The following is a 24,784-nucleotide window of genomic DNA, read 5'->3' on the forward strand; positions in this document are numbered from 1 at the left end:
TCAGGGGAGGATGACGAGCTTGCCTCGTGTGTGTCCTTCCGCGCTGCTGCGGAATGCTTCGGGCACCTGATCGAGGCTGAAGGTCTGGGCCACCTCCACTGTCAGCTCACCGGAGTCCGCGAGCTCGGCCACGCGCGCGGTCTGTGAACCGTAGGGGCGGACCCAGATGTAGCGTCCGCCGTGCTCGGCCACCGAGGGATCTGCGACGGAGGCATGTGTCCCACCGTCCTTCAGCACCGCGAGGGTGGTCTCGAGGACTTCTCCGACGAAGTCGACGACCCCATCGATTTCTCCGCCTGCGATCTCGAGGACGCGATCGCTCAACCCGTCTCCATAGGTGACCGGTTCGGCGCCGAGGGTGCGCAGGTAGTCGTGGTTGGCCTCCGAGGCGGTGCCGATGACTCGGGCGCCGAAGGATTTCGCGATCTGCACGGCGAAGCTACCCACTCCTCCGGAGGCTCCGTGGACGAGAACGGTTTTGCCGTTGATGTCACCCAGAGCTTCGAGGGTGCGCAGGGCGGTGCCGCCGGCCAAGGGCAGTCCACCCGCCTGTTCCCAGCTGAGGCTCTTCGGCTTGGCGGTGACCGCGTGGACGGGGACCGCGACCTTCTCAGCGAATGTGCCGCCTCCGAGTACGTCCTTGCGGGCGTAGGCGATGACCTCATCGCCGATGGAGAATTCCGGGGTGTCGAAACCGAGTCCGATGACGACTCCGGCAACATCCCAGCCGGGGGTGACTGGGAACTGGGTCGGCATGACCGGATCGAGGTGACCGCCGACGAGCTTCCAGTCGACCGGATTGACTCCCGCGGCGCGGACCTCGATGAGCACGGATGCCGGCGGAACCTTCGGGTCTTCAACGTCGCGAACCGTGATGTCGCTGAAGTCATCGGTGTACTGGTCATAGACTGCTGCACGCATGTGTGAGGACCTTTCGAAGGGACGACATGTCTTAGGCGTGGCCGTCACCGGCCTGCCACAAACAGAACACGATGACAGCGACTGCTATTCCTATAAGGTTCAACGGCACTGGGCCGGGCCGGTTGATTCCGACCCGGCCCAGTGCCGTGACTGTGTCAGCGGAGTGACCCGGTGACAGTCCTATTCGTACGTGTTGTTCGCTGCAGCACGCTCAACGAGTGAGGCAGGTGGCGCGAAGCGATCGCCGTAGGTCGCGGCGAGTTCCTTGGCACGTTCGACGAATCCGTTCAGACCGCCCTCGTACTGGTTGACGTACTGGAGCACGCCACCGGACCAGGCCGGGAAGCCGATTCCGAAGATCGAACCGATGTTCGCATCCGGAACCGAGGTGAGCACACCCTCGTCGAGGCATTTGATCGTCTCGATCGCCTCGGCGAAGAGCATCCGCTCCTGCAGGTCCTCGAAAGGCTGCGTCGCCGAACCGGAGTTGAAGTGTTCACGCACACCGGGCCACAGCTTGGCGCGCTTGCCGTTCTCGTCGTAGTCGTAGAAGCCGCGTCCGTCCTTGCGTCCGGTGCGCCCCTGCTCGATCATCCAGTCGAAGACGCCGTCTGAGGGGTGGCCTTCTGGCGTTCCGCCTGCGGCTGTGATTGCATCCTCGGTTTCCTTTCGGATGTTCTGCGACAGCGTCAGCGTCAGTTCATCGAGCAGCTGCAGAGCGCCGGTCGGGTAACCGGCCTGCAGTGCTGCCTGCTCCACCGTTGCCGGCTCCACTCCTTCACCGACGGCGGCGACAGCCTCGGCGATGAAGGTTCCGATCACACGGGAGGTGAAGAATCCGCGGGAGTCGGTGACGACGATCGGGGTCTTCTTGATCTGCTGCACGAGGTCGAAGGTGCGCGCCAGGGTCTCATCTGAAGTGTTCTCACCACGGATGATTTCGACCAGGGGCATCTTGTCAGCGGGTGAGAAGAAGTGGACGCCGATGAAGTCGGAATCGCGCTTCACACCGGTGGCCAGTTCCGTGATCGGCAGGGTCGAGGTGTTGGAACCAAGGACTGCGTCGGACTCGACGATGTCCTGGATCTCACTGAAGACCTGCTGCTTGACGGGCACGGACTCGAAGACCGCCTCGATGACGAAGTCGACTCCGGCGAAGTCCTCAACCGAGGCGCTCGGGGTGATCCGGTCTAGAACAGCCTTGCTCTTCTCTTCGCTCGTCTTGCCCTTGGCCAGTGCCGATTCCTCACGCTTGGCCGCATAGGCCTTGCCACGTTCGGCGGCTTCGATCTCGACGTCCTTGAGGACGACGTCGATGCCGGCCTTCGCTGCGGTGTAGGCGATGCCGGCACCCATCATTCCGGCGCCGAGGACGCCGAGCTTCTTCACCTGGCGAGGTTCGAAGCCATCGGGACGCGAGCCGCCGGAGTTGATGTGTCCGAGATCGAAGAAGAACGCCTTGATCATGTTCTTCGCCACCGGCGTGTGAGTGAGGTGGACGAAGTAGCGGGTTTCGACTGCCAGTGCCGTGTCGATGTCGACGTAGGCACCTTCGACGGCGGCGGCAATGGCCGCGCGAGGAGCGGGCATCGGCGCACCCTTGGTCTGACGGCGCAGGAGCGCCGGCAGCGCGGGCAGCATCGCACCCAGCGATGGTGAGGTGGGTGCTCCGCCGGGGATCTTGAAGCCCTTGACGTCCCAGGGCTGAGTCGCCTCGGGGTTGGCCTTGACCCAGTCCTTGGCGCGTGCTTCGAGTTCGGCCACCGGAGCGAGTTCGTCGATGAGGCCGAGCTTGAGAGCGTCGGCTGCCTTGAACTTCGTCGAGGGCAGGATGGCCTTCTGCAGTGCGTTCTGGAGGCCCATCAGGCGCACGGCCCTGGCTACACCACCACCACCGGGCAGGAGACCCAAGGAGACTTCGGGGAATCCGACGCGCAGGCTGGAGACGTCCTCCGCTGCAATGCGGTGATGCGCGACGAGGGCGACCTCGAGGCCACCTCCGAGTGCGGCACCGTTGATGGCTGCGACGACGGGCTTGCCCAGCGTTTCGAGGCGACGCATGACCGTCTTCATGTGGTTGGTCAGTGCGGCTTCGGCTTCCGAGTTCTCAGGGTCGGCCGCACGCAGCTTGTTGAGGTCACCGCCCGCAAAGAAGGTCTTCTTCGCCGAGGTGAGGACGACGCCGGAGATGTCATCGACGTTCGCTTCGAGCCATTCCACGGTGCCTTCGAAGGCAGCCTTGAAATGGTCGTTCATCGTGTTGACCTTGGAATTCGGGTCGTCGATGACGACTGTGACGATTCCGTCGGAGTCGGTGGAATGCGAGTATGCAGTTGAAGTCGTTTCAGTGTTCGTCATGTCAGACCCTTTCGATGATCGTCGCAATGCCCATTCCGCCGCCGATGCACAGCGTGACGAGACCACGCTTGAGATCGCGACGTTCGAGCTCGTCGAGGACGGTCCCGAGGATCATGGCACCGGTAGCACCCAGCGGGTGTCCCATGGCAATTGCTCCGCCGTTGACGTTGACCTTGTCATGCGGGATGTTGAGGTCCTTCATCCATTTCAGGACCACTGCGCCGAAGGCTTCGTTGAGCTCGAACAGGTCGATGTCATCGACGGTCAGGCCCGCCTTGTCGAGCGCCTTCTGCGTCGCGGGAGTGGGACCGGTGAGCATGATGGTCGGCTCGGATCCGGTGACGGCAGTGGAGACGATGCGAGCCCGCGGCTTCATGTTCATCGTCTGTCCCACCTCGGCGTCGCCGATGATGACGAGGCTGGCCCCGTCGACGATTCCCGAGGAGTTCGCGGCGGTGTGGACGTGGTCGATCTCTTCGACCCAGTGGTATTTCTGAAGAGCAACCTCGTCGAAGCCTGCTTGCGCGGCGACCTTGGTGAAGGCTGGGGACAGCTTCGCCAGCGACTCCACCGTCGAACCGGGGCGCATGTGCTCATCGGTGTCGAGCAGGGTCACACCGTTGAGGTCTTTGACGGGGACGATCGACTTCTCGAAGTAGCCGTTTTCCCAGGCGTTGGCGGCGCGCTTCTGTGACTCCTCAGCGAATTCGTCGATGTCGGTGCGGCTGAATCCTTCAGTGGTCGCGATGAGGTCGGCGCTGATGCCCTGGGGCACGAAGTAGGTGTCGAAGTTCGTCGTCGGATCCTGTGCCCATGCGCCTCCGTCGGAGCCGAGGGGAACACGCGACATCGATTCGACGCCGCCTGCTAGGACGAGGTTCTCAAAACCGCTGCCGACCTTCTGTGCAGCGATGTTGACCGCTTCGAGCCCGGATGCGCAGAATCGGTTGATCTGAACGCCGGCGACGGATTCATCGAGACCCGCGACGAGAGCCGCGGTGCGAGCGATGTCTCCGCCCTGTTCGCCGACGGGCGAGACGACGCCCAAGACCATGTCGTCGATCGCCTTGTCGTCGAGATCGGGGTTACGCTCGCGCAGGGCATCGATGAGCCCTGTCACGAGATCGATTGGTTTGACGCTGTGTAGGGCTCCACCGCGGTTCTTTCCGCGCGGTGTGCGCACTGCGTCGTAGATGTACGCTTCGCTCATCTGTTCCTCACAGTCCTAGAGAACGGCCGATGATCGGTTTCGTGATCTCGGCCGTGGATACGTCAATGACGCTCGCTCAGCCTCACTGGCTAATCGATCGTTCAGTAACATTCGCACTCCCATTCAATACCAGTTGCGTGTGATGGTCAACACGGAAACACGCTGCAGTGACTGTGACGGAGCACTCACGGGGCGTGACTATTCTGTGACCTTTAAACCACGGGCGAAGTGCTTATACTAATGAAACCTAACACTCTTAGTTTCCTGGAGAACCATGACCGAGATCATTCCTGCCCGATTCACATCGGCTTCAACTGCGCCTACTTCTGCCCGTCCTGCGCGCTCGCGGATGGGATCTAAATTCCTCGCGCTGACATTGGCTGTCGGACTGCTCGCGGGCCCAATTGTGCTCGATGCCCCTCCCGCCGAGGCTGCCACGAAGAAGTGTGCGGCGAAGATGTCGATCGCGAAACCGCGGCAGTACTCAAATACCGTGATCAAGGTTTCCAAGGTTGGCGCGAAGGCCAAGGTCACCACGACCGCGCACTACAAGACGACGAAGACCAAGAAGAAGGCGACTGCTTCGAAGAAGGGTGCCGCGAACCTCAAGTACTACATTTCGGGAGCGACTCCAGGCAAAAAGGTGTCGGTGACTGTAGTGGCGAAGAAGGGCAAGACGACTTGGAAATGCTCCACCTCGTTCAAGCCCAAGAAGAAGTAGGCCGCCTGCGGGCGTAGAACAATCGCCGGTCGGTGGGAAGATGAAGCATGCGCCGATTCTTCGCAGTGACCTCGATTCTGTCCCGGGGACAGACAGGCTGGATGTATTTCTGGCCGATCATGGCCTCGCTTTGCGTGTATGTCATAGCGCTGTCCGCCCTCATTCCTCTCTTCGGCGCCATCGAACGGGCGGGGGCCGAAGAGAAGGGCCAGACGCCGGCCCCTGCTCCGACCACAGCGGAACAGCAACCAAGCTCGCCTCCGAATTTCTCGATCGCAGTCGGCACAGACGACGAACCGCGGGAGATGCCGGCGATCCAGAGCGCAATGACGGACTACCTCTCGTTCTCCGATGAGTTCTTCACCAGGCTCGAGCAGGGCGCGGTCGCTCCCGATTTCTCTACGGCTGAACGCGAGCTTTCGCCTAAGGCCGCCCGGGCTCAGGTGGAGGATGGGGCTTCGGTGCTCGCAGTTGTGCTGCCGAAGGACCTCACCCCGCAGGTCATCGATGGCATCAGAGCGTATTACCGCGGTGACATCGAGGCCCCGCGCTATACGATCACCATCCTGGCAAGTCCGCAGGCACTGAACGAAGACAAGTTCATCCTCGACCAGTACCGGGACCAGGTCATCCGCCAAGCGGAGGAGCATGTCTCCGAGCAGATTCGCATCGTCGCCCAGAAGTTCGGATGCGAGACCGGGGAGCAGGCCTGCCCACGTACTTCGAAACAGGCCCAACGCGCCTTCGAGCGCCCCTTCGACATCAAGATTGAGAAAGTCAGCGGACCACCGGCCGTCGACTACTTCAGCGAAGGATCTGATGGGGAGAGCCCTCAGCCAGGTTCGCAGTCCTCGGCGCCAGTCGCGGCAGCTTCCTCGCCTTCTGGTCCCGCCGACACGTCCTCCGACACAGATGCCACATCATCCCAATCGCACGCTCCACAGTCGTCGATCAGCGCCGGAGTCTCCGCGATCTTCGGTGCACTCATTCTCGCCGCGGTCACTTTGGCCATGCTGTCATCGGCGACCGTCAATCGGGCGGCGGGACTGCAGGTCGCGATCATCGGGCCATGGCGATCACTGTCACCTCAGAGACCATTCCCCAGAAGAACGCTGCTGAGCCAGAAATTCGGGCTGGCCGCCGCCGGGACACTCGCGCTGACAACGGCTGCCACCGTGAGTGCTGTATTGCCGGGGAGAAGCATCGTCGACAGCCTCGGCGCCTACCCGAGTCTGCGGCTGATCGCGATCATCGGGCTACTCTGTCTTGTCTGTCTGACCATGGCTATTGTCATTCTCGCCGTGACTGACACTTTGGGGGTGCTGGCCGGAGTCGTAATCGCTGTCGGCGCTGTTGTCTGGGGAACTGTCTGGAACACAGCGGCGAATCTGCTCGACCCGAGCCACCCGGGCCCGTCGTCCAGTGTCACGATATTCATCAGTGGGAACAGACACTTGGTGGGCGAACTGGTGCCGACGCTGCTGGTTCTGCTGGTCATCCTTGTCGCGGCATTGATTGGAAGCTTCGCCGTGACCAGTGCCTTCGACCGGAGATTCAGCACTCAGATCAAGCGGTCATAGATACCCCGTGGCCGAATCCAGTCGATACTCATGGCAATCTCGCCCCTACGCCGGAACCGTTCCGCGAGGCAAACTCACGCAATAGACTGACGGAATGGGTGACGAGCGCTATGTCGAGAACTGCACTGATAAAGAGCTTTTGGAAACTTTCGTGAAGCCGACGATCGAACGAATCTTCAAGCCCGGAGAAATCGACGACGCACGGCTGGTCCGCTCTGACCGAGACTTGATCTACCGGATCACCGTAGGTGGCGACGTGTTCTACCCCATCGTTCGGCCGCATGGGAATGGATTCAGTGTCGAGAGCGTCGGTCAACAGTTCTTCGATGATGTCCAGGACGATGTTGCTGAGTCCTACTTCGCGTGGGGTGAGCTGCGAGGCGAGTGACAGGAACTCGCGCCACTACAAAGTAGCGATCCCGGTGCTGTGGTTGATTTGATGCCCCCTGGAGCTTTCGATAGATGGTCGTTGCTGCGCGGGCATCCTTGGAGCCTCCGCTGTGGCGCAGACACACTCGTAGGCCGCGGACAGGGTAGTTCTTGCACTGGTCGCCGCGCTTCTTTGACGTGGCTTGGCATTTGTCGGGATCCCACCCGGTTTTGTCGACGGTGCTCATAGCCCGTTCACCGCGACAGTCTGTTCGACGTACACGGTCGCACCATTGGGGACAAGGGACTGATGCAGGGTTAGGTGACATCTGATCTGGCTTGTTCATAGGCAAGCCTGGAAGGATAGACATCATGCCACAGCCCTCCCCGAAAGAATTCCGCGACGACGTCATCCGCGTCGTCCAGACCAGGGATTCCAAGACGACGATCGGACAGATCGCCAAGGACTTCGGAGTCCACGAAGGCACCATCAACAAATGGCTCCGCCAAGCAGAAATCGATGCCGGCAACAAACCCGGCAACACCAGCGACGAGTCCGCCGAACTACGAGAGATGCGTCGGCGCAATCGTCTGCTTGAGCAGGAGAACGAGGTCCTGCGCCGTGCTGCCGCGTATTTGTCGCAGGCGAATCCTGCTGATCAATTGTGCTCTACCCGCTCGTGAGAGAGCTCGCCGTCGACGGGATCCCCGTGGCGGTGTCGTGCCGGGTCTTGAAGCTTTCCCGCCAGCCCTACTACCGGTGGCTGGCCGCACCTGTCCCTGATACCGATCTCGTTGAGGCATACCGGGCCAATGCGCTCTTCGATGCCCACCGCGATGATCCCGAGTTCGGGTACCGATACCTCGCCGACGAAGCCGAAGCGTCCGGCCAGCCCATGGCGGCACGCACTGCGTGGCGGTTGTGTTCGTCCAATGCCTGGTTCTCGGCCTTCGGCAAGGGCCGGGCCAAGAACGGGAAGAAGCCGGGACCACCGGTCCACGACGATCTATGCGCGGTTGTCGACGCCGACGGGAAGACCCGGCACGAGTTTCGAGCTGATGGCCCGAACCAGCTGTGGTTGACCGACGTTTCGGAGCACCATACGAATGAGGGCAAGCTGTACCTCTGCGCGGTCAAGGACGCCTACTCCTCGCGCGTCGTCGGATATTCGATCAGTTCGAGGATGAAGGCCCGGTTGGCTGTTGATGCCCTCGAGATGGCTGTGACCAGGCGTGGTGACGTGGGCGGATGCGTGACGCACAGCGACCGCGGCAGCCAATTCAGATCGAAGAAATTCACTCGGGCTCTGGCCCGTCACGGCATCATCGGGTCGATGGGACGAGTCGGCGCGGCGGGCGATAACGCAGCGATGGAGAGCTTCTTCGCGCTGTTGCAGAAGAACGTGCTCGACCGCCGCCGATGGGCGACCAGAGACCAGTTGAGGATCGCGATCGTGACGTGGATCGAGCGGACGTATCACCGCCGCCGACGACAAGCCCGGTTGGGTCGTTTGACACCGATTGAGTACGAAGCAATCATAGAGCGAGCTGCCTTGGCAGCATGACACTCACACTGACACCTCTCCTTGCATCAGTCCCCCCTGAGCGCACCGTTTCCAGCGTTTCTACATGCAAACAATCTCTTCGACAAAATCATCATTCTGAACACAAAAAGTCCCCGCCAACGCTGATACTTGGCGGGGACTCCTGCGCAATTGATCACTTAGACATTTCCAGGTGACCTTCGCGCAAGATATTTTGCTTTTCTAGATCTCTTGGTAGCCGAAAGAGCGATGGAACAAATCGCCAGTGCCAACAGGAATGGGAATGTGACAATCCAGCTGAATACGGCCCACGCTGACTTAGCTACCCATCCCTCTTCTCCGACAAGTGACCAGATTGACACTCCCAGACTATAGAGGACGAGTGCTCCCGTAACACAGAGCAGTGTTACAAAAATGACTTTCGCAGACTTAGTGTAGGGAATCAATTGTTTTTACCCTTTCCTTCATAGGTTCTCCAGCCACCCGCGCGAACTCCTGCGTAATATACATTCGCAACCTTCTTGCAGGTCTTCATGTCTTTCCGAAAACCGCACACATTGTACATCGAGGACCTGAAGTCCTTGTCGCATGTTTTACGATCTTTACTCGAATTTTTTGAATAGCATTTATCGTGGCTATTACAGACGCTCTTGAAAACTTTGTTCCACTTCTTGGCAGCCTTATCAAGTGATTTAGGAGTTGAGCATCCGTTCGGCTTGCCATATGCGACCAGGCCACCTCTGCTGTACTCGTCCGTGAGGGCCTCCTCGGAAATGTCACCTTCGACTGAATCAGGATCTACCTTTTTGAGATCCTCCAGTGCCAAATGCAGATCCTCAATTGACGCTTGATTTGGACCGCGAGCTTCAGCCGCTGATGACGGTATAGCGCCCATACCGACCATCATCGACAACGCGCACAGTCCTGAGACCACGAAGGTTGATGCTCTCATTGCTGTTCTCATGCGGGATACGTCCTTCCAGGTCATAGGGTGTGCTTCAGCTCCAGTCTTACATACTCTTGACAAGCTGTCTTCATACTTATGAGGTAGATTTCAATAAAACTCACCCGCTTCACAAGGAGACAGTGGTCATGAATTAGATCGTATTTCAAGAACATAGCCTTCCCGCCTTGTCCCACTTCTCAATCAAGACTTCAGCAATATGCCCACGATCAGCAACCTTCTCACCCTGCGCTTGAAGCAATGCCCGACACTAGCCACTTGTTCAGGAGACTGACCCGAATCTGTTGCACTATCGACATATGGCGGAGGGCGACGAACTCTGCTATCTGTGGGGAACGCTAGACCGGAAAGCCACAACACAACGGTCGAGACTCAGACTTCACCCCAGACCGCAGAAGGTACGACTGTTCAGTGAGCGAATCGAGGCGGAATCAGTTCCATCCGCACTGGTGACGCAAAGGACGCTTGTGGGACGCGAATGCATGAGATTGCGGTGTAAGGGCGACCAGGCGCCTGATGTCCTCGAGGCTAGCTGAACGTCTTTTCACCTATGAGGAGCGGTGGAAAGAACATTTCGACCCTTTAGCCCTGATCCGCCGATAATTGGGGCGGTATTGGCAACCAGATAAAATGGAAATGCCCCTTCTGACGTGGGAAAATAGTGATGTCTTAAGTCCTAAATACCCACGAGGAAGGAGCACCTCGCTGGTGCTATTCAATCACACTCCCACCGGCCTGTCCCACACCTTCGACGATGAACGCCTCATCGCCGACACTGGGCTGATCCCGTTGGTGAAACTCGCCCAAGACACAGGCCTGCCAAGGGCTGTGGCCGACCGCGTGCATATCCCCACTGACAAGGGAGCCAATCCGGGTGGGAAAGTCATGTCCCTGGTAGCCGGGATGCTCGCCGGGGCCGACAGCATCGATGATATGAACCGCAACCGCACCGGCGGTATGAAGCTGTTCATCTCCGTTGGTCTCGACGTTGAGTCTGAGTCTTCCACCATGCCGCAGGGGTGGAGCGACCAGATGAATAACAACTCGACAACGGGTTCCCATGTCGTCACACGCTTCATTGATCGAAGCGGCGAAGTCTCACCAGTTCCGCACCTGCCTCCCCGACGACACGCAGTCCTGCCGGCGTCCCTGCGCGTGCGCTGCGTTGCTCCCCTGATCGCACGTATCGTCCGCTGTCGAGTAGCCAACGTCGGTGTGCGATGCCCCACCAGTGGCGGTTCGGGCCGGGCCCGTAGCGGCGAGTGATGTAGTCGAGGACGTTCAAGTATTCATTCATGGTCGTGACTCCTCTCCGACAAGTGCTTTGATTGCGGCACGGGCGTACTTCTCGGCATGGCGGCGCTGCACGTCCGTAGTGGGCGGGAGTCGCCTGTCCTGTGCTTCTATGACTTCCGCGAAGGTGGCGAGTATCCCCTGCGCCATCCGCTCGACTGCCTCGTCGGTCCGGAGTTGATCGCGCTGCCACTTCGCACCCTCGACGAACACCTTGTGGATCCGCATGTTCTCGCCGTACCCAAGGTGCTCATAGGTGTGGTGAGCGCTGGCGTGATCTTCGGCCTTCCCGACCCAGCTCATAGCTTCTCCTCTACGACGACTTCGGCTATAGTTCGGAAAACGGTAGACACGGAGGTCACCTCATGTGGGAAATAGTCGGCATCCTTTTCGGCATTGCCCTCATATGCTGGTTGGTGGCGAAATTCCTCAAGACATCGAGTCTTCAACAGCCTGTCGACGCCGCTGCACTGGATACCTCCGATCTGACCAAAAGCAGCGCTTCGGCTACCAGCGACACGTGGCTTTCGAAAGAAGAAGCTGATTCCGAACTGGTTCGTGACTCCGCTAAAACGCTCGCCTTCCGAGTTGAGCGCCGCGACGGTGAGTTCCGATTCGTGAGTGAAGAGTCCGGTAAGCAGCCCTCCCCCGGCAACCTGGCGCTGGCAAGATTGGGCATCTTGTACCTGAACGTTCGAGGGTGGAAGAACTATCCAGCCGCACGATTGAAGGTTGGCGATCGCATTCACCTTCGCAGGGAGCCCGGGAACAAGTCCGATCCCAACGCAATAGCTGTTGCTCATCCCGGCTCGAAACACATCTACGGCTACGTCAACAAAGGATTCGCCCGGCGTCTCGCGAAGCCCCTCGATGCCGGCGAAGAGTTCGTCGGGGTGGTCATGGGCAGAGAAGGAATTACAATCGCGATCCTGCCGGTCGACGTCGCTGAGGAGCTGGATCTGTAGCAACCGTCGATGCTCCGCTGCGATCGCGTTTCGCCCTCGACTATATATCTCTTTCATGGTTGTAGCTTGTCCTCACCTACGGGACTTTTCTCAGTCCTGACACGTGGTTGGTGAGGTTCCGTTTCAGCCCAAGCGTTTGGTGAGGTTGAAGCGCTGTGCGCCCGTTCTAGGCGCTTTCGGGTCGCCCATGACACCCATAATGTTATTCAAGGAGGATTGCGTGAATATTCGGCTTCTTGGGCGCCACTGCGCTCGTCTTTGAGCGCCACCTGTCTTGGGTGTCGACCGGCGTCGTGAGCGCCCCCGAATATTCGACTTCAGCGCCACCTGTTTCTAGGCTCCTTCTACCGCGTGGCCACTCACGCGGTAGAAGGAGCAAAACGAATGGTACGCAAAATCAAAGCGAAGTTGGTGCTTCGCCTCCGATCTGAAGGACTCTCTCGCCGCCAGATCGCCGCTCAGGGCATGTCGAGACATTCCGTCGACGCCGTCATCGCCGCCGCTGACGCCGTGGGGCTGTCCTACGACGAGGTAGCCGGGATGCCGGATGCCGATGTCTACGCTCGACTGTTTCCTGGCCGTGGCCAGCATGAGAGTGTCTACGCCCAACCTGATTGGAGTAAAGTCCACCGCGAACTCGCTCGCGTCGGGGTGACCTTGAAACTATTGCATAGCGAGTACCGTGACGCCTGCGCCACCACAGACTCGCCGGCGATGGGCTATGACCGGTACTGCAAAAACTACCAACGCCATGTCCTCGTTTCCGGCCTGGCCTCTCGAGTCGGACACAAGGCCGGCCAAAGCGTCGAAGTCGACTGGTCGGGCAAAACGATGACGCTTGCCGACCCGCTCGCGGGCACACAGACGAAAGTCTTTCTCTTCGTCGGTTGCCTGCCGTTCTCGCGCTACGCGTTTGTTGAACCGGCCCTGGATATGAAACAGGCCACCTGGCTGCGGGCGCATATAGCGATGTTCGACTGGTTCGGCGGCAGCGTGCCCCGAATCGTGCCCGACAATCTCAAGACCGGCGTGATCTCCCATCCTCGGGAAGGAGAGATCATCCTCAATGATGCCTATCGTGAGCTGGCTGCACACTATTCGGCAGCCGTCCTGCCGGGCCGAGTCAGGAAACCCAAGGACAAGGCCAGTGTTGAAAACACGGTCGGCAATATCGCCACCCAGGTCATCGCGGCACTGCGCGGACAGACCTTTCGAACACTGCCTCAGCTACGTGAGGCGATCTATGAACGAATGCGGGCCTATAACGCCCAACCGTTTCAGAAACGCCCCGGATCACGAGCATCGATCTTCGACGCCGAGGAACGGCCACTGCTGCGACCGCTGCCGGCGGTTGCTTATGAGATCAGCCGCTGGATCTATGGGAGGAAAGTCCGCAAAGACGGACACGTGGTGTTCGAGAAGAACTTCTACTCCGCGCCCTATGCGCATGTCGGCTCCAGCGTCGACTTACGGATCACGGAAACGACAGTCGAGATCTTCGACGGGCACACGCGGCTTTCGAGTCACCTGCTTCCGCCGGCAGGAGTCATCAACACCCATCACACCCACGATGGCGACCTGCCCCATGGTGAGAGGTATCAACAATGGGACGGGCCTCGCGTGCGGGAATGGGCAGCTCGTATCGGACAAGACACGACGACGGTGATCAACCGGATCTTCGAGTCCGTGCCCGTTGAGGAACAGGGACTGAACGCGGCACTGGCAGTGCTGCGCCTGTCTCGCCGATTCTCTCCTAAGCGAGTCGAAGCAGCCGCTGGCATCGCGTTATCGGGTCGGATTCGATCACCACGGTATGCGCATTTGCGGCCGATTCTCGACAGTGGGCAAGACATGCCGGCCAGCAAGCGCAGACGAAGTCCTGAACCGTCCGGGCTGCCCGCTGCTGGACCAACGCCCACGGTCGGTTTCGTTCGTGGAGCAGACTACTACGCAGGAGGACAACGATGACTCGTCTCGATGACGAAACGAAACGGAAACTGCGTGAAATGGGGTCAGCAAGCCTGCTGAGCGCATTCGATGCCCAAGACGACGCTCTCACCCTGGGGATGCCATTCGAAGAGCGCATCCAGCTCGCTGTCGATGACGCTCATGCCACCTTCACCCATGCGAAAGTCGAGGGGCTCATCCGCCGGGCTGGACTGCGATATCCCGATGCGGATCTGCGTCGGATCGCGTTGATCGACCAGCGCGGCCTCGACCGTGACGTCATCGCCCAACTCGGAACCGCCTCGTTCATCACCCGGCAGCAAAATGTCGTGTTCCAGGGGTTCACCGGGTCTGGCAAGTCGTATCTGGGGTCGGCGCTGGCGAAGCAGGCCTGTCAGCATCGCTACCGTGCCTACTACATTCGCATGCCCGATCTTGAAGAATCGTGGGCCACTGCGCAGGATAAGCCGGGCGGTCGGGAAAAATGGTTGCGCAAATACTCGGCGTTCACGCTATTAGTCATCGATGAATGGTTGCTCGACGAACCCGATGACGATGTCCGTTCGATGCTGCTCGAGCTCCTTGAACGTCGTTACGATACGACATCGACGGTGTTCTGCACCCAGTATGCGAAGAAGGACTGGCATCAACTGCTCGGGTCCGGTGTCCACGCGGATGCGATCATGGATCGTATCGTTCACAACACGATCTGGATCACGACTGGGGAGATGAACATGCGCGAGCACGTCGGTTCGATCACGGGCTGACCCTGTCGGTGAGTGTCGGTGTCCGGCTGGCGCTCACCGCCACGACCCGGTGGCGCTGAAAGGCAATATCGGGTGGCGCTCAACCGCAATAGTCAGTGGCGCTCACACCATCGAATACTCAATTGCGGCCCGGACAGCGGCAGGCACGACGGCTACGGTGATGATGAGCGCAATCATGATGCTTTCCTGTTCTCCTAACGGAGTTCCGGCGGGCAGGGCACGCGCTGCGGATTCGACTCAAGCTGGGGTCGGCGTGTACCTGTGCGTCGGTCGCGGATCCTTTTTGTTTCGGCGAGGATGTCGCCGGGCCGGGCATGGGCGGCACCTTCGCCGGCATAGTGCTTGGAGATCGCTACTCTCCAGTCGTCGGCGAGGATTATGGGGATCTCGTCGACTGGGTACACCCATGCGTCGAGGTCGTCTTCGTTGAGTGTGCGGCCGTCGTGGTCGGCAATGAATCGCAGTAGGTCCATGGTTAAGCTCCGAGCTGTCTTTGCCCTGGGTCGTCTCCCCTTTTCTTCAGCTTTGATTCGTGACAGGAGTGCGAGGTTCTGGTCTCGTGCCGCAATTGGTCGAATGTGCGGGGCTCTACCCGCCCCGTTGGTCGTGCCCGATCTGATGGTGAGTCGTTGATCCACACGTCGGCGTTGACCCATATTGCCGTGTTCTTTGTGTACGTGTCTTCCCGGTTGGGCTCGTCGCGGTAGTCCTCGGCTCAAGAGCCGATGGGCTCTGGGTCTGCTCGCTTGCTCGCGGTCTCCCATGTTTCATGTTCTCGGCGTTTGTCGATGTTCTTGGGGTAGATGGTCCAGAAGGTCTCGAAGTCTTCGGGGTAGGCAGTGTGCGCATTTTTGCGCAGAGCATGGAGATGGGAGCCGGAGTTAGTAGCTGGAGTAGGCGAAGTTTGATTTGGGCCCAGTTTGAGTTCGGCGTGCAAAGTTCGGCTGGATGACGCCGAGGACGATCAGAAACACCATCGGTACGACCTTTTTCACGCCAGCCGGACTAGCGCTGGCGTCGGCCCAACTGGGACATTCGGAGGTCGGCACGACCACGAAACTATACGCGCTGCACCACAATTTCGGCACTGAGTCCGTCGTGGCATGCTCGACGAATGGTCTCAAAGCGCCTCGTAACCGCATTCCTGACCGGCTTCAGGCAAGTAAAATCCCCTCCCCCAGACCGTCAAGCCTGGTGGGAGGGGATGTGCTGAGCCGCCTGGGAGAATCGAACTCCCGACCTATTCATTACGAGTGAATCGCTCTACCGACTGAGCTAAGGCGGCAACCGACCTAACTTTAGCCAAAACCAGGACTCCTGGTCAAAAGGAGAATGACTGAGACCTTAGTACGTAACGCAACTCACATATGCTGGGCTTCTCCGCGCATTCATTTCGCACTTCAGGAGTCACATGAGCACCGCACAGATGGCCGTTCCAACGGCCGCAGAACTTCCCAGCATCGGCGCCGTGCTCGACAGCTGGCAGACCGACGACGGACCGCTCCATCTTCACACAGGCGACCTCGGCTGGTATTCGCTGAGAGACTCCGAAGCTACAGCTCAAGCAATGCGGATCTGGCGGTGCGACGACAAGGTCCTGGCAATTGGACTGCTGGACGGGGAAGACCTTCTGCGCCTGGCCGTGGACCCGGACTTCAGCCATGACGACTCTTTGGCACAACAGATCGAATCCGACATCGACCCGTCAGACAGCGCTGCCCCTCCCCTAGACAACGCCGTCTTCGGGAAAGGATCGGCAATCGTCGAGGCTCGAGGAGCAACCTGCCTCGTTGCTCGGTTGGCAGAACGCGGATGGGAGGCAGACGAGCCGTGGACGCCTCTGAATCGTGACCTGAATCTGCCAGTTGAGGCACCCGACCTCCGGGTGGAGGTTGCCGGGCCGGATAACGCTGAGGCATGGACTGCCGTTCATTGGTCAGCATTCCGCGGTATGCCCTACACCGTGGACGACAAACAGCGATTCGTCCAACGGTGGCACACGATGATGTCTGGCCCTTTCTCCTCGTGTGCACAGAGTCTGCTGGGGTATGACCACTCAGACCAGCCGGTCGCAGTGACGACGGTGTGGTCCGCAGGTCCGAACCGGCCAGGGCTGCTCGAGCCGTTGGCTGTGCACCGTGACCACCAGGGTCACGGCTACGGGAAGGCCATGGCGATCGCTGCGGCAAGAGCCCTGCAACAGTTGGGATCTTCGTCAGCAGCGGTGGGCACGGAGAGTTCCAATGTGGCCGCTGTCGCCGCCTACTCATCCGCTGGCTTCGCTCCCCGCACCGAGGTGAGGGATCTTCGACGAAACAGGTGAAGCACCGTGCGCTGACGTTTCAGGGACACCGCACCCGTTAACCTGGTGAAGACAGACATTCGAAGAGAGAAAAGGGTGACGCACGTGGTCGAGTTCGACTCGAAGGACTTCATGAGTGATTTCCAGACGCTCATCGAATGTGAGTCGTTCTCCCAGGACCCCGAATCACTGGCCCGCAGTGCTCAACTGGTTTCGCGGATCGGCACTGGTCTTCTCGGGGCAGCTCCTCACCTCATCGAAACCGATTCTCACCCGCACGTGCTGTGGCGCTTCGGCACCGGACCTCGCAAGGTTGTGCTCATCGGTCACCATGACACCGTATGGCCGACAGGCACTCTCGCCGATTTTCCCTATTCGGTTGCGGACGGTGTCGTACGTGGACCAGGCGCTGACGACATGAAGGGCGGCCTGCTCATCGCTCTCTATGCCATGGCGCGACTACGCCAACAGCGCGGGAGTCTCGATGGCGTCAGCATCCTCATGACCGGCGACGAAGAGCTCGGCTCCCCCGGTTCACGTCAGATCATTGAGGACGAAGCCCATGGAGCCAAGGCGGCACTGGTCTTCGAAAGCGGCGCACCCGACGGGGCAGTGAAGATCGCTCGCAAGGGCGTTGCCATCTATTCCCTCGAAGTCACCGGTCTCGCCGCCCATGCCGGGGTCGAACCGGAGAAGGGCATCAACGCCACAATCGAAGTGGCCAATCAGGTCGTCAAGATCGCTGAGCTGCATGATCCGTCCGTGGGCACATCGGTTGTACCGACCGTCATGCACAGCGGTTCGACGACGAACACTGTTCCGGCCAAGGCTGTTGTCGGCGTCGACTCCCGCGCTGCCTCGGTGGCGGAACAGGAGCGTATCGACGGCATACTCAGCTCCCTCTCCCCTACTGTGGCCGGAGCCAAGGTCGATGTCAGAGGCGGAATCAACCGGGCCCCACTGGAAGAGAAGATGGCACTGGGCCTCTACGCCCGAGCCCAACGGCTGAGCGCCCACTTGGGGCACCCGCCATTGCGGTCCGTTGCCGTCGGCGGTGGGTCGGACGGTAATTTCACAGCCGGTGTCGGAACTCCGACCATTGACGGACTCGGCACAGTGGGCGGCGGGTCGCACGCAAGGACAGAGCACGCCCTGCAGGTGTGGATCCCTCGCCGAGTCGAGCTCACCACCGCATTGGTCGGCGAGCTCCTCGACGAGGACTGAACCTCAGAGTGCCCCTGTGCGGTCCTCGAGCAGCCAGGGGTTCGACAGCAGCACGAACGCTGATTCGACGATGAGCACAGGCGACATGTTCGTCTGCAACCGTCGTCTCGCCTCGGTGATAGCGTCGATGCGCAGCAGAGTCGTGTCAGGTCCGTCCCTATTCGCCTGTTCGGAGATGAGGTCGCCTTCGCCAGCGTTGATCCACCCGTCGCGGATCCCCAACTGGTGCATGAGGATGTCCCGGTAGAGGCTCATGAGTTCGAGGAAGATCCGGTCGAGTTCGTCGTTGCGGGCGCGGACTGATCGGCGTTTCTGCTCTTCCTCAAGCTTCCTGATCTGGGATCTTGCCGAGGGTGGGATGGACTTCTCCGATTCGATGCCCAGAGTCGCCATCAGATCGGTTCGTTCCGTGGCATTGCGTTCCTCGACCCGAGACTTCGCGGTCTCCGCGGCTTCATCGACGATACGTCCCGCCAAGCGGATAGTCGCCCCGACAGAGGTCAGCTTCCCTGGGATCGCGAGGATCTGTTTGCGCTCCTCACCGGCGGATTCATTGAGCGCCATGTACTTGGCCCGACCGATGTGGTTCTGCGCGACTGCGGCTGCCCACTTAGCCCTCTCCTCATCGATGTGATCACGTTCGATGAGGAGCTTGGCCACGGCATCCCGAGAGGGAATGCGTAGGCGGACGGGCCGGCACCGAGAACGGATCGTGGTGAGAACATCGATGGGGCTGGGCGCGCACAGCAGCCACACTGTGGCTGGAGGCGGTTCCTCGATGGCCTTGAGTAAGACGTTGGCCGTACGTTCGCTCATCCGATCTGCGTCTTCGATGATGACGACTCGCCACGGGGAATTGACCGGAGCAGACTGTGCTTTCGTCACCAGTTCTCGCACTTCGTCAATGGTGATCACCGATTTCTGAGTCGACATGATCGTCAGCGATTCGTGATGGCCTTTGAGTACGCGTGCGGTGACGTCATTGGGTTCTTCACCGCCTGAGATCAGTGCCGCGGCGAAGGCTCGAGCCGCATTGGAACGACCCGACCCCGGAGGGCCGGTGAACAGCCAGGCGTGGGTCATCGCGCCCGGCGAGTGCAGTGCATACTCGAGCTGGGTGATAACGTCGTCCTGGCCGACGAGCTCATTGAAGACGCTCACTCAGTGACCTTCCGGGTTGTTGAAGCGCTGGTGGTTGCGTTCGCGCTGCTTACGCAGGCGCTCACGTGCCTGACGTTCGATCTCCGCCTGGGCCTGCAGTCGCTCTCGACTCATCTGTCGGGCGGTGCGCACGGGCAGAACTGTTGTCGCGGCGTCTTCATCCCCCGCATCGGTCCCGCCTGCTGGCTGAGAATCGGTCCTCGGCGGTGTCCCGTTCTCGTTACCACGGTCGACCTGACTGACCACCCGGGTTTCTGCTTCCTCGGAATCGGGCCGTGCGATCTCATTCGTCGGCACAGCGTCCTCATCACCATCGTCATCGTCATCGTCATCGTCATCGGCCAAGGGTGCACTCGGTGTGATTCCGCGGGCTGGCAGCACAGTAGTGGCCGCATCCTCGTCGGATTCGGTTTCGGACTCGGGTTCGGCTTCGGCTGCAACCTCGGACTCGAACCGAGGTGCGACCTCGGACTCAGTCTCTGATTCGAACTCGGGTTCGCTTGCGTGAGCCGGAAGCACCGTCGTGGCTGCTTCGTCATCACCCTGCACATCTGGGGCTCGCAGGTCAGCGCCGAGGTCGACTCTTTCCGTTTCGACCCCGTCATTGCGTTCTTCGGATTCGCGACGGTCAGCGGCCTGCGGGAAGAACCGTTCGTTCGAGGCCGGAACGAATCGGGCTCCGGGCTCGGGCGCGACCGCCTCGTCGGCGGTAGTCGATGCTCCGTCTTCCGATTCCTCGACGGGGCCGCCGACGGCTGCCTGGGACGGATGGTTTCCGGCCACCTCGGCGCCGGTGGACTTACCGGTGGCAGCGCCTGCCTCGGATTCGGACACACTGCTTACCTTGCGCGGCAGGCGGGTCCGGATGGCGGTGAGGATTTCGGCAGTCAGTTCGTCTTCGGACACCGAGGCGTCGAGGACGACGTAGCGAGCGGGTTCCTTGTGTGCACGGGCCAGGTAGGTCTGACGCACTCGCTGGTGGAACTGCTGGTCTTCCTCGTCGAGGTAATTGCTCTCACCGCGTTTGCCCATCCGGGCCGCGGCAGTCTCGGGGTCGATGTCGAGGACGATCGTCAGGTGCGGGACGAGTCCCTGAGTCGCCCACTTGCTCAGCGCCAGGATTGTCTTCGGATCGAAGTTGCGACCAGCGGCCTGGTAGGCGATCGTCGAATCGATGTACCTGTCGGTGATGACGATGCTGCCGGCGTCGAGGCTCGGATCCACCAATGAGGCCACATGGTGGGCACGGTCGGCGGCGAAGAGCAGAGCCTCGGTGCGGGGGCTCGGAGGTTCGGAGTCGAAGAGCACCGAACGGATCCGTCGTCCCAGTTCTGTCCCACCTGGTTCGCGGGTCGCTTCGACATTGTGGCCCTCATCGGCCAGCGTCTGTGAAATCCGTTTGATCTGTGTGCTCTTGCCCGAACCGTCCCCGCCCTCAATGGCGATGAAGAATCCGGCTCCCAGACGTTCCGCGGAGTTTCCGATGCCGTCGTTGGCACCGTTCTCAGCGGCGCTGGGCGGACGGAATCCGTGAACGATATCGACGGACAGTCCTTGGAGACCATGGGGGTCGAAGATGAAGAGACCGATGACTCCGGCGACCAGAGTTGCCAGTCCCATGATTCCGAACGCCACGTCGCTGGGTGCCAGCATCCATTCCATGGCCGAGCCGACCGGGATGGTGACGCCGAAGTCAACAGCATTGAGAATGAGCGCGACGACAGCACCACCGACGGCTCCGATCCGGCGAGAGAAGTCATAGGGCTGTGAGCGCACGCCGATGCCGACGAGGAAGGCGATGACGGCGGTGAGGACGAACTTGCCGGAAAGCTCGTTGATGGCGCCCGTGGCGATCAAGAGGATCCCCGATACTGTCAGGGCGAACGCGGAGACGCGCGGCCTCGACATTCCGGGCGCGAAGGTGGGACCCATTTCGAAGCCGATGGCCCAACCCACGAGGCAGGACGCAATCATGAGGGCGAAGCCGGCTTGGCCGAAGCTGTGTTGGACGGCGGTCGGCTGCGCCAGAATGACTGTGGTTCCCAATACCGCGAACAATGCGATGCACACCCACGGCATCTTGATGGTTGCGGCAGGTCTGGCCACGCGGGCCTTGTTCGAGGGGAACGCGCCTGTCGTCGCAGATTCCGCGTGGAGGGCCCGCTCGGGAGTAAGGAAGATGATCACGGCGCCGACGGCCATGGCGATGCCCACCAGGAGGCTCATCCAGCCCAGAGCCCGTGTGCCTGCGGCAGAACCGCCGATGATCTGGAAGGCGAAGGACACGAAGACGAGGAGTGCAGCGGGAATGCCGACCCGACGCCACGGCTTCTCGTTGGTGAAGGGGTTGATGCTCATCAGGAGGCCGACGACGGCTCCGAGGAACAACGCGGCTACCCAGGTCAGCCAGGCGCTCGGCGCGAGGCTGAGGACGATGAGCAGGCCCGCCTCGACGAGCGCGGCAATGCTCAGCGCGAGTTTGCGGACAGCGGGTCCCCTGCTCGCCAGAATCTTCTGCGGGATGAACAGTCCGGCGCCAGCGAGGACGAAGACGATGAGAAGCGACACGCTTCCCAGCTGATTATCGAAGCCTCCCGCGCCGAGGCTGTCCGCCGTCGTGGTGAAGGCTCGACCGCCGATCGTGGCGAAGAATCCGCTGGTGCCAGCCACGACATAGCTGATCGCCACGAGTACGATCAGCGCGCCCCAGGCAGCGGTTTCGGCAACCAACCGGCCAGGGGCTCCGGGAAGTCGATGTCCTGTAGTCGTCAACATACTCACAGACCTACAATATCTGCCGCGACTGACATATCTCTTGGAACAGCCCGGATCTCTTCTCACCGATGTCTGATCCTCTACTCTTGATTGCGTGCATACAACGAATACCGCCATGTCAGCAGTAGCGACTACCGGGCTGGGTCCGATCGAGGAACTCGCCTTCGCGCGAGTCCTCCTCGACTCGGTCAAACATGGCAGCCGCGGCGCGACGCTGCGGATGTACCGACCAGCACCGACAGTGGCGTTCGGGGCCAGGGACCGTTTCCTCCCCGGGTTCCCCACAGCCATCGAAGCGGCCCGAGACCATGGTTTCACTCCAGCCCTGCGCAGCCTCGGCGGTCGAGCCGCCGCCTATCATCGCGGATCTCTGGTCATCGACCACATCGAACCCAGTGACGCGTTCATCAAGGACACGACCGCCAGGTTCACCGGATTCGGACGCGACTACGTCGAGGTGCTGCGGGGCATCGGAGTCGACGCCCGCCTCGGCGAGATTCCCGGCGAATACTGCCCCGGTGAGCACAGCGTGAATGTGGCCGGCCGGATCAAGGCGATCGGAACAGCACAGCGCGTGGTCTCGGGCGCATGGCTGTTCTCGTCATCCGTGATCGTGGAGGATCCCGACCCCATCCGTGCCGTCCTCACCGACGTCGAAGCGGCTCTGGGCATCGAATGGGACCCGGCAACGGGCGGGTCGATCAGTGAGGCTCACCCGGAGGTAACCACGGAGACCGTCGCCGAGGCGTTCGCCGCCTACTATGCCTACGCCGACCCGCACACGCCCGGTGAACCCACCGCCGAGGAGCTGGCGGCATTGCCGGACAAAATCGGCACCCACCTGCTGTGACAAGCACTGCACCACGACACAACCAGGACCCCTGGCTCACGAAACTCAAGCGATTGGAGACCATGACCTCATGAATGTGCGCGAAGCGACGAAGAACGACCTGCCTGACATTCTCAGACTGGTTCATGCTCTGGCAGTCTACGAGCGCGAACCCGAGGCGGTCCAAGCCACGGAAGACGATTTCGCCGCTGTGATGTTTCCAGACGATGGGCGTGCGAACACATACGGGCTCGTCGCCGAGGTGGAGGGACAGATCATCGGCATCGCGATCTGGTTCCACTCCTTCTCCACCTGGACGGGAAGGAACGGGATCTGGTTAGAAGATCTGTTCGTCGACCCCGATCATCGCGGCAACGGGGCAGGAAAAGCCCTGCTGGGACGCTTGGCCCAGATCTGCCAGGAGCGGGGACTGACTCGACTCGAATGGTGCGTCCTCAAGTGGAACGAGCCCTCAATCGGGTTCTACCGCTCACTGGGCTCGCAGGCACAGGACGAGTGGGAGACCTTCCGCCTCGACGGTGCAGCATTGCGCTCCTTCGCCTCCGAGTCGGCTGGACAGTAGCCGCTAGGCAGTCCCGGCTGTATCTCAGCCTGACGCGTCGAGGTTGAGTTCGACCTCTTCGATCCGCTCGACTGGACGGAACCCGAATCTCTGGTTGATCGCGAGCATGTGCTCGTTCTCTTCGGCGTTGTAGGTGATGATCGCTCGGGCGTCCAAGCCCGCCTGTAAGAACTGATGCGCAGCTGCGGCTTTCACCGCTGCCCCGAGACGATGACCCCGATGCTGGTCACGGACAAGGGTTCCCCACTGATAGACCATGGCCTCGACCGACGAGTGGACCAACTGAGTGTATGCAGCGATTTCACCGGTTGAGTCGACAGCGATCGCTGCGAAGCTTGTTCGCCCCTGCCTGACGAAGATGGCCTCTTGTTCGCGGATGTCTTCCGCCGAGGTGACCTCGGGTTCGACATCTCGATCCCCCGTGGGCGCATCGGTTTCGATGAGGCCCTCCATGAGAGCCCATTGCTCGACGAACGCCTCCGGCACGTCTCCGGACCAGGAGTGGAAAACGTACCCTTCGTGGAACGGTCGCGCTTCATCGGCGATCGTCCGAACGAGCGCGGGGTCCAGCGGCAGCTGGCATTCACTGCGGAGGTCTCCGATGGCAGAGGTGAAACCGTGGTGTTCGGCGAAGGCGATCCCGGGCACCGTTATCTCGGCATCGGCAGATCCTTCGCCTGCCTTCTCGTCGCGGTAGGGACGGAAGACCTCCGAGGCGATCACTCGTCGGTCCAGCTCCCGGGTGCGTGAGCGAACGAATTCGAGCATCGCGGAGCCGACACCTCGGCGCCGGGATCCGGGTTCGACGTAGAGTCCCAGGTCGACTCTGTGCAGGTTATCGCTGAGCGGCATCGTCAGCGTGATTGCGCCGATCGCCGAATCGGCTTCCGCTGCTCCGTGTACGAGGTAGATCTCGGTCGTTGACGAGCTTCGCTGCGTGCGCAGTTCGGCGCTCAGTTCGGGTTCGGGCCACACCGGAGCATCCGGACCTCGATCGTGGGAGCTCGCCGCAGCGAACACCCCGTGCCACGCGTGGAAAGCGTCGTCATCGGCTGGGTCATTGAGGTGGATCGAAAGCGATGGTGCATCTGCCATGGTTCGGACTCCATTGTCTGAGGCCTGTGTTCGCTCTGCCCTGTGCGATCAGGTGCGAGTTGAGGACGATCTGTGCCGATCCTCCGCGGAGAAACCGACACAGATCGTCCTCAACTCGTCGTGCTGAAGAAGCTGGTCGAAGCTCGAGGCACGCAACGCCGGAGCGTGAGCACCTC

20 protein-coding genes, 1 tRNA gene and 1 pseudogene are annotated in these 24,784 nt (G+C 60.8%); 12 read left to right on the top strand and 10 right to left on the bottom strand.

The window, feature by feature from the left end; translation table 11 throughout:
- From BSP239C_RS05340 to BSP239C_RS05350, 3 genes are all read right to left on the bottom strand, one after another.
- Positions 1-921 carry an NADP-dependent oxidoreductase gene (locus BSP239C_RS05340; RefSeq protein WP_096167110.1) on the bottom strand — a complete coding sequence of 307 codons (921 nt, stop codon included), beginning with the start codon at positions 919-921 and terminating at the stop codon, positions 1-3.
- Between the two features lie 180 nt (positions 922-1,101).
- Positions 1,102-3,279 carry a 3-hydroxyacyl-CoA dehydrogenase NAD-binding domain-containing protein gene (locus BSP239C_RS05345; protein ID WP_101570659.1) on the bottom strand — a complete coding sequence of 726 codons (2,178 nt, stop codon included), beginning with the start codon at positions 3,277-3,279 and terminating at the stop codon, positions 1,102-1,104.
- A 1-nt stretch (position 3,280) separates the two neighbouring features.
- The gene (locus BSP239C_RS05350; protein WP_101570662.1) at positions 3,281-4,489 is read right to left on the bottom strand and encodes an acetyl-CoA C-acetyltransferase; all 1,209 of its coding nucleotides are present in this window, start codon (positions 4,487-4,489) and stop codon (positions 3,281-3,283) included.
- Positions 4,490-4,763: 274 nt separating this feature from the next.
- Between BSP239C_RS05350 and BSP239C_RS05355 the strand changes: the two genes are divergently transcribed.
- The 4 genes from BSP239C_RS05355 to BSP239C_RS05370 all read left to right on the top strand — a co-directional run bounded on the left by BSP239C_RS05355 (position 4,764) and on the right by BSP239C_RS05370 (position 8,724).
- The gene (locus BSP239C_RS05355; protein WP_226842275.1) at positions 4,764-5,210 is read left to right on the top strand and encodes a hypothetical protein; all 447 of its coding nucleotides are present in this window, start codon (positions 4,764-4,766) and stop codon (positions 5,208-5,210) included.
- Between the two features lie 47 nt (positions 5,211-5,257).
- Entirely contained in the window at positions 5,258-6,790 is a 1,533-nt protein-coding gene (locus tag BSP239C_RS05360; protein ID WP_101570664.1) for a hypothetical protein, read from the top strand.
- Positions 6,791-6,884: 94 nt separating this feature from the next.
- Complete coding sequence (locus tag BSP239C_RS05365) at positions 6,885-7,178, top strand: hypothetical protein (protein ID WP_101570666.1); 294 nt, start codon at positions 6,885-6,887, stop codon at positions 7,176-7,178.
- 353 nt (positions 7,179-7,531) lie between these two features.
- Positions 7,532-8,724, top strand: a protein-coding gene (locus BSP239C_RS05370; RefSeq protein ID WP_101570668.1) for an IS3 family transposase whose coding sequence is annotated in 2 segments (ribosomal slippage) — positions 7,532-7,823 and positions 7,823-8,724 — 1,194 coding nt in all. Because the reading frame shifts where the segments join, the coding sequence is not laid out codon by codon here.
- 421 nt (positions 8,725-9,145) lie between these two features.
- Here BSP239C_RS05370 and BSP239C_RS20430 read toward each other — a convergent pair.
- Positions 9,146-9,667: a phospholipase A2 gene (locus BSP239C_RS20430; RefSeq protein WP_145998245.1), complete on the bottom strand. Its 522-nt coding sequence runs from the start codon at positions 9,665-9,667 to the stop codon at positions 9,146-9,148.
- A 735-nt stretch (positions 9,668-10,402) separates the two neighbouring features.
- Between BSP239C_RS20430 and BSP239C_RS21050 the strand changes: the two are divergent.
- Positions 10,403-10,630: pseudogene (locus BSP239C_RS21050) on the top strand (IS1380 family transposase); the annotation flags it as partial.
- A 330-nt stretch (positions 10,631-10,960) separates the two neighbouring features.
- Here the strand turns inward: BSP239C_RS21050 and BSP239C_RS05380 are convergent.
- Positions 10,961-11,263 carry a hypothetical protein gene (locus tag BSP239C_RS05380; RefSeq protein ID WP_101570673.1) on the bottom strand — a complete coding sequence of 101 codons (303 nt, stop codon included), beginning with the start codon at positions 11,261-11,263 and terminating at the stop codon, positions 10,961-10,963.
- A 62-nt stretch (positions 11,264-11,325) separates the two neighbouring features.
- Between BSP239C_RS05380 and BSP239C_RS05385 the strand changes: the two genes are divergently transcribed.
- From BSP239C_RS05385 to BSP239C_RS05395, 3 genes are all read left to right on the top strand, one after another.
- Positions 11,326-11,925 (top strand): HIRAN domain-containing protein, encoded by a 600-nt coding sequence (locus tag BSP239C_RS05385; RefSeq protein WP_101570675.1) that lies wholly within the window; start codon positions 11,326-11,328, stop codon positions 11,923-11,925.
- Between the two features lie 384 nt (positions 11,926-12,309).
- Positions 12,310-13,893, top strand: coding sequence for an IS21 family transposase (gene istA, locus BSP239C_RS05390; RefSeq protein WP_101570677.1), 1,584 nt, complete (start codon positions 12,310-12,312; stop codon positions 13,891-13,893).
- Positions 13,890-14,639 (top strand): ATP-binding protein, encoded by a 750-nt coding sequence (locus tag BSP239C_RS05395; RefSeq protein ID WP_101570679.1) that lies wholly within the window; start codon positions 13,890-13,892, stop codon positions 14,637-14,639. The genes istA and BSP239C_RS05395 overlap by 4 nt, the downstream gene beginning before the upstream one ends.
- A 194-nt stretch (positions 14,640-14,833) precedes the next feature.
- Here the strand turns inward: BSP239C_RS05395 and BSP239C_RS05400 are convergent, their stop codons facing one another.
- Entirely contained in the window at positions 14,834-15,112 is a 279-nt protein-coding gene (locus BSP239C_RS05400; RefSeq protein WP_101570681.1) for a hypothetical protein, read from the bottom strand.
- A 739-nt stretch (positions 15,113-15,851) separates the two neighbouring features.
- Positions 15,852-15,924, bottom strand: a tRNA-Thr gene (locus tag BSP239C_RS05405).
- 126 nt (positions 15,925-16,050) lie between these two features.
- On the opposite strand from BSP239C_RS05405, the gene BSP239C_RS05410 reads away from it, so the two are divergent.
- Complete coding sequence (locus BSP239C_RS05410; protein WP_101570683.1) at positions 16,051-16,962, top strand: GNAT family N-acetyltransferase; 912 nt, start codon at positions 16,051-16,053, stop codon at positions 16,960-16,962.
- Positions 16,963-17,073: 111 nt separating this feature from the next.
- Positions 17,074-18,165 (top strand): M20/M25/M40 family metallo-hydrolase, encoded by a 1,092-nt coding sequence (locus BSP239C_RS05415; protein WP_257930090.1) that lies wholly within the window; start codon positions 17,074-17,076, stop codon positions 18,163-18,165.
- 3 nt (positions 18,166-18,168) lie between these two features.
- On the opposite strand, the gene BSP239C_RS05420 is transcribed toward BSP239C_RS05415, so the two are convergent.
- Positions 18,169-19,326 carry a DNA polymerase III subunit delta' gene (locus BSP239C_RS05420; protein ID WP_101570685.1) on the bottom strand — a complete coding sequence of 386 codons (1,158 nt, stop codon included), beginning with the start codon at positions 19,324-19,326 and terminating at the stop codon, positions 18,169-18,171.
- The gene (gene tmk, locus BSP239C_RS05425) at positions 19,327-22,101 is read right to left on the bottom strand and encodes a dTMP kinase (RefSeq protein ID WP_257930101.1); all 2,775 of its coding nucleotides are present in this window, start codon (positions 22,099-22,101) and stop codon (positions 19,327-19,329) included. It lies immediately after the preceding gene.
- A 115-nt stretch (positions 22,102-22,216) separates the two neighbouring features.
- On the opposite strand from tmk, the gene BSP239C_RS05430 reads away from it, so the two are divergent.
- Together BSP239C_RS05430 and BSP239C_RS05435 are read left to right on the top strand one after the other, a co-directional pair.
- On the top strand, positions 22,217-22,951 hold the full coding sequence (locus BSP239C_RS05430; RefSeq protein ID WP_226831496.1) for a lipoyl protein ligase domain-containing protein: 735 nt from the start codon (positions 22,217-22,219) through the stop codon (positions 22,949-22,951).
- 70 nt (positions 22,952-23,021) lie between these two features.
- On the top strand, positions 23,022-23,513 hold the full coding sequence (locus BSP239C_RS05435; RefSeq protein ID WP_101570687.1) for a GNAT family N-acetyltransferase: 492 nt from the start codon (positions 23,022-23,024) through the stop codon (positions 23,511-23,513).
- A 24-nt stretch (positions 23,514-23,537) separates the two neighbouring features.
- Here BSP239C_RS05435 and BSP239C_RS05440 read toward each other — a convergent pair whose 3' ends face one another.
- Entirely contained in the window at positions 23,538-24,608 is a 1,071-nt protein-coding gene (locus tag BSP239C_RS05440) for a GNAT family N-acetyltransferase (protein WP_101570689.1), read from the bottom strand.
- Positions 24,609-24,784: the final 176 nt, after the last annotated feature.

The organism is Brevibacterium sp. 239c (assembly GCF_900169365.1).
Taxonomy (GTDB): Bacteria; Actinomycetota; Actinomycetes; order Actinomycetales; family Brevibacteriaceae; genus Brevibacterium.

Bases quoted from the DNA above. Each gene is read 5' to 3' on its own strand.
- BSP239C_RS05340 (WP_096167110.1), bottom strand. From the start codon at position 921: ATGCGTGCAGCAGTCTATGACCAGTACACCGATGACTTCAGCGACATC.
- BSP239C_RS05345 (WP_101570659.1), bottom strand. From the start codon at position 3,279: ATGACGAACACTGAAACGACTTCAACTGCATACTCGCATTCCACCGAC.
- BSP239C_RS05350 (WP_101570662.1), bottom strand. From the start codon at position 4,489: ATGAGCGAAGCGTACATCTACGACGCAGTGCGCACACCGCGCGGAAAG.
- BSP239C_RS05355 (WP_226842275.1), top strand. From the start codon at position 4,764: ATGACCGAGATCATTCCTGCCCGATTCACATCGGCTTCAACTGCGCCT.
- BSP239C_RS05360 (WP_101570664.1), top strand. From the start codon at position 5,258: ATGCGCCGATTCTTCGCAGTGACCTCGATTCTGTCCCGGGGACAGACA.
- BSP239C_RS05365 (WP_101570666.1), top strand. From the start codon at position 6,885: ATGGGTGACGAGCGCTATGTCGAGAACTGCACTGATAAAGAGCTTTTG.
- BSP239C_RS20430 (WP_145998245.1), bottom strand. From the start codon at position 9,667: ATGAGAACAGCAATGAGAGCATCAACCTTCGTGGTCTCAGGACTGTGC.
- BSP239C_RS05380 (WP_101570673.1), bottom strand. From the start codon at position 11,263: ATGAGCTGGGTCGGGAAGGCCGAAGATCACGCCAGCGCTCACCACACC.
- BSP239C_RS05385 (WP_101570675.1), top strand. From the start codon at position 11,326: ATGTGGGAAATAGTCGGCATCCTTTTCGGCATTGCCCTCATATGCTGG.
- istA (WP_101570677.1), top strand. From the start codon at position 12,310: ATGGTACGCAAAATCAAAGCGAAGTTGGTGCTTCGCCTCCGATCTGAA.
- BSP239C_RS05395 (WP_101570679.1), top strand. From the start codon at position 13,890: ATGACTCGTCTCGATGACGAAACGAAACGGAAACTGCGTGAAATGGGG.
- BSP239C_RS05400 (WP_101570681.1), bottom strand. From the start codon at position 15,112: ATGGACCTACTGCGATTCATTGCCGACCACGACGGCCGCACACTCAAC.
- BSP239C_RS05410 (WP_101570683.1), top strand. From the start codon at position 16,051: ATGAGCACCGCACAGATGGCCGTTCCAACGGCCGCAGAACTTCCCAGC.
- BSP239C_RS05415 (WP_257930090.1), top strand. From the start codon at position 17,074: ATGAGTGATTTCCAGACGCTCATCGAATGTGAGTCGTTCTCCCAGGAC.
- tmk (WP_257930101.1), bottom strand. From the start codon at position 22,101: ATGTTGACGACTACAGGACATCGACTTCCCGGAGCCCCTGGCCGGTTG.
- BSP239C_RS05430 (WP_226831496.1), top strand. From the start codon at position 22,217: ATGTCAGCAGTAGCGACTACCGGGCTGGGTCCGATCGAGGAACTCGCC.
- BSP239C_RS05435 (WP_101570687.1), top strand. From the start codon at position 23,022: ATGAATGTGCGCGAAGCGACGAAGAACGACCTGCCTGACATTCTCAGA.
- BSP239C_RS05440 (WP_101570689.1), bottom strand. From the start codon at position 24,608: ATGGCAGATGCACCATCGCTTTCGATCCACCTCAATGACCCAGCCGAT.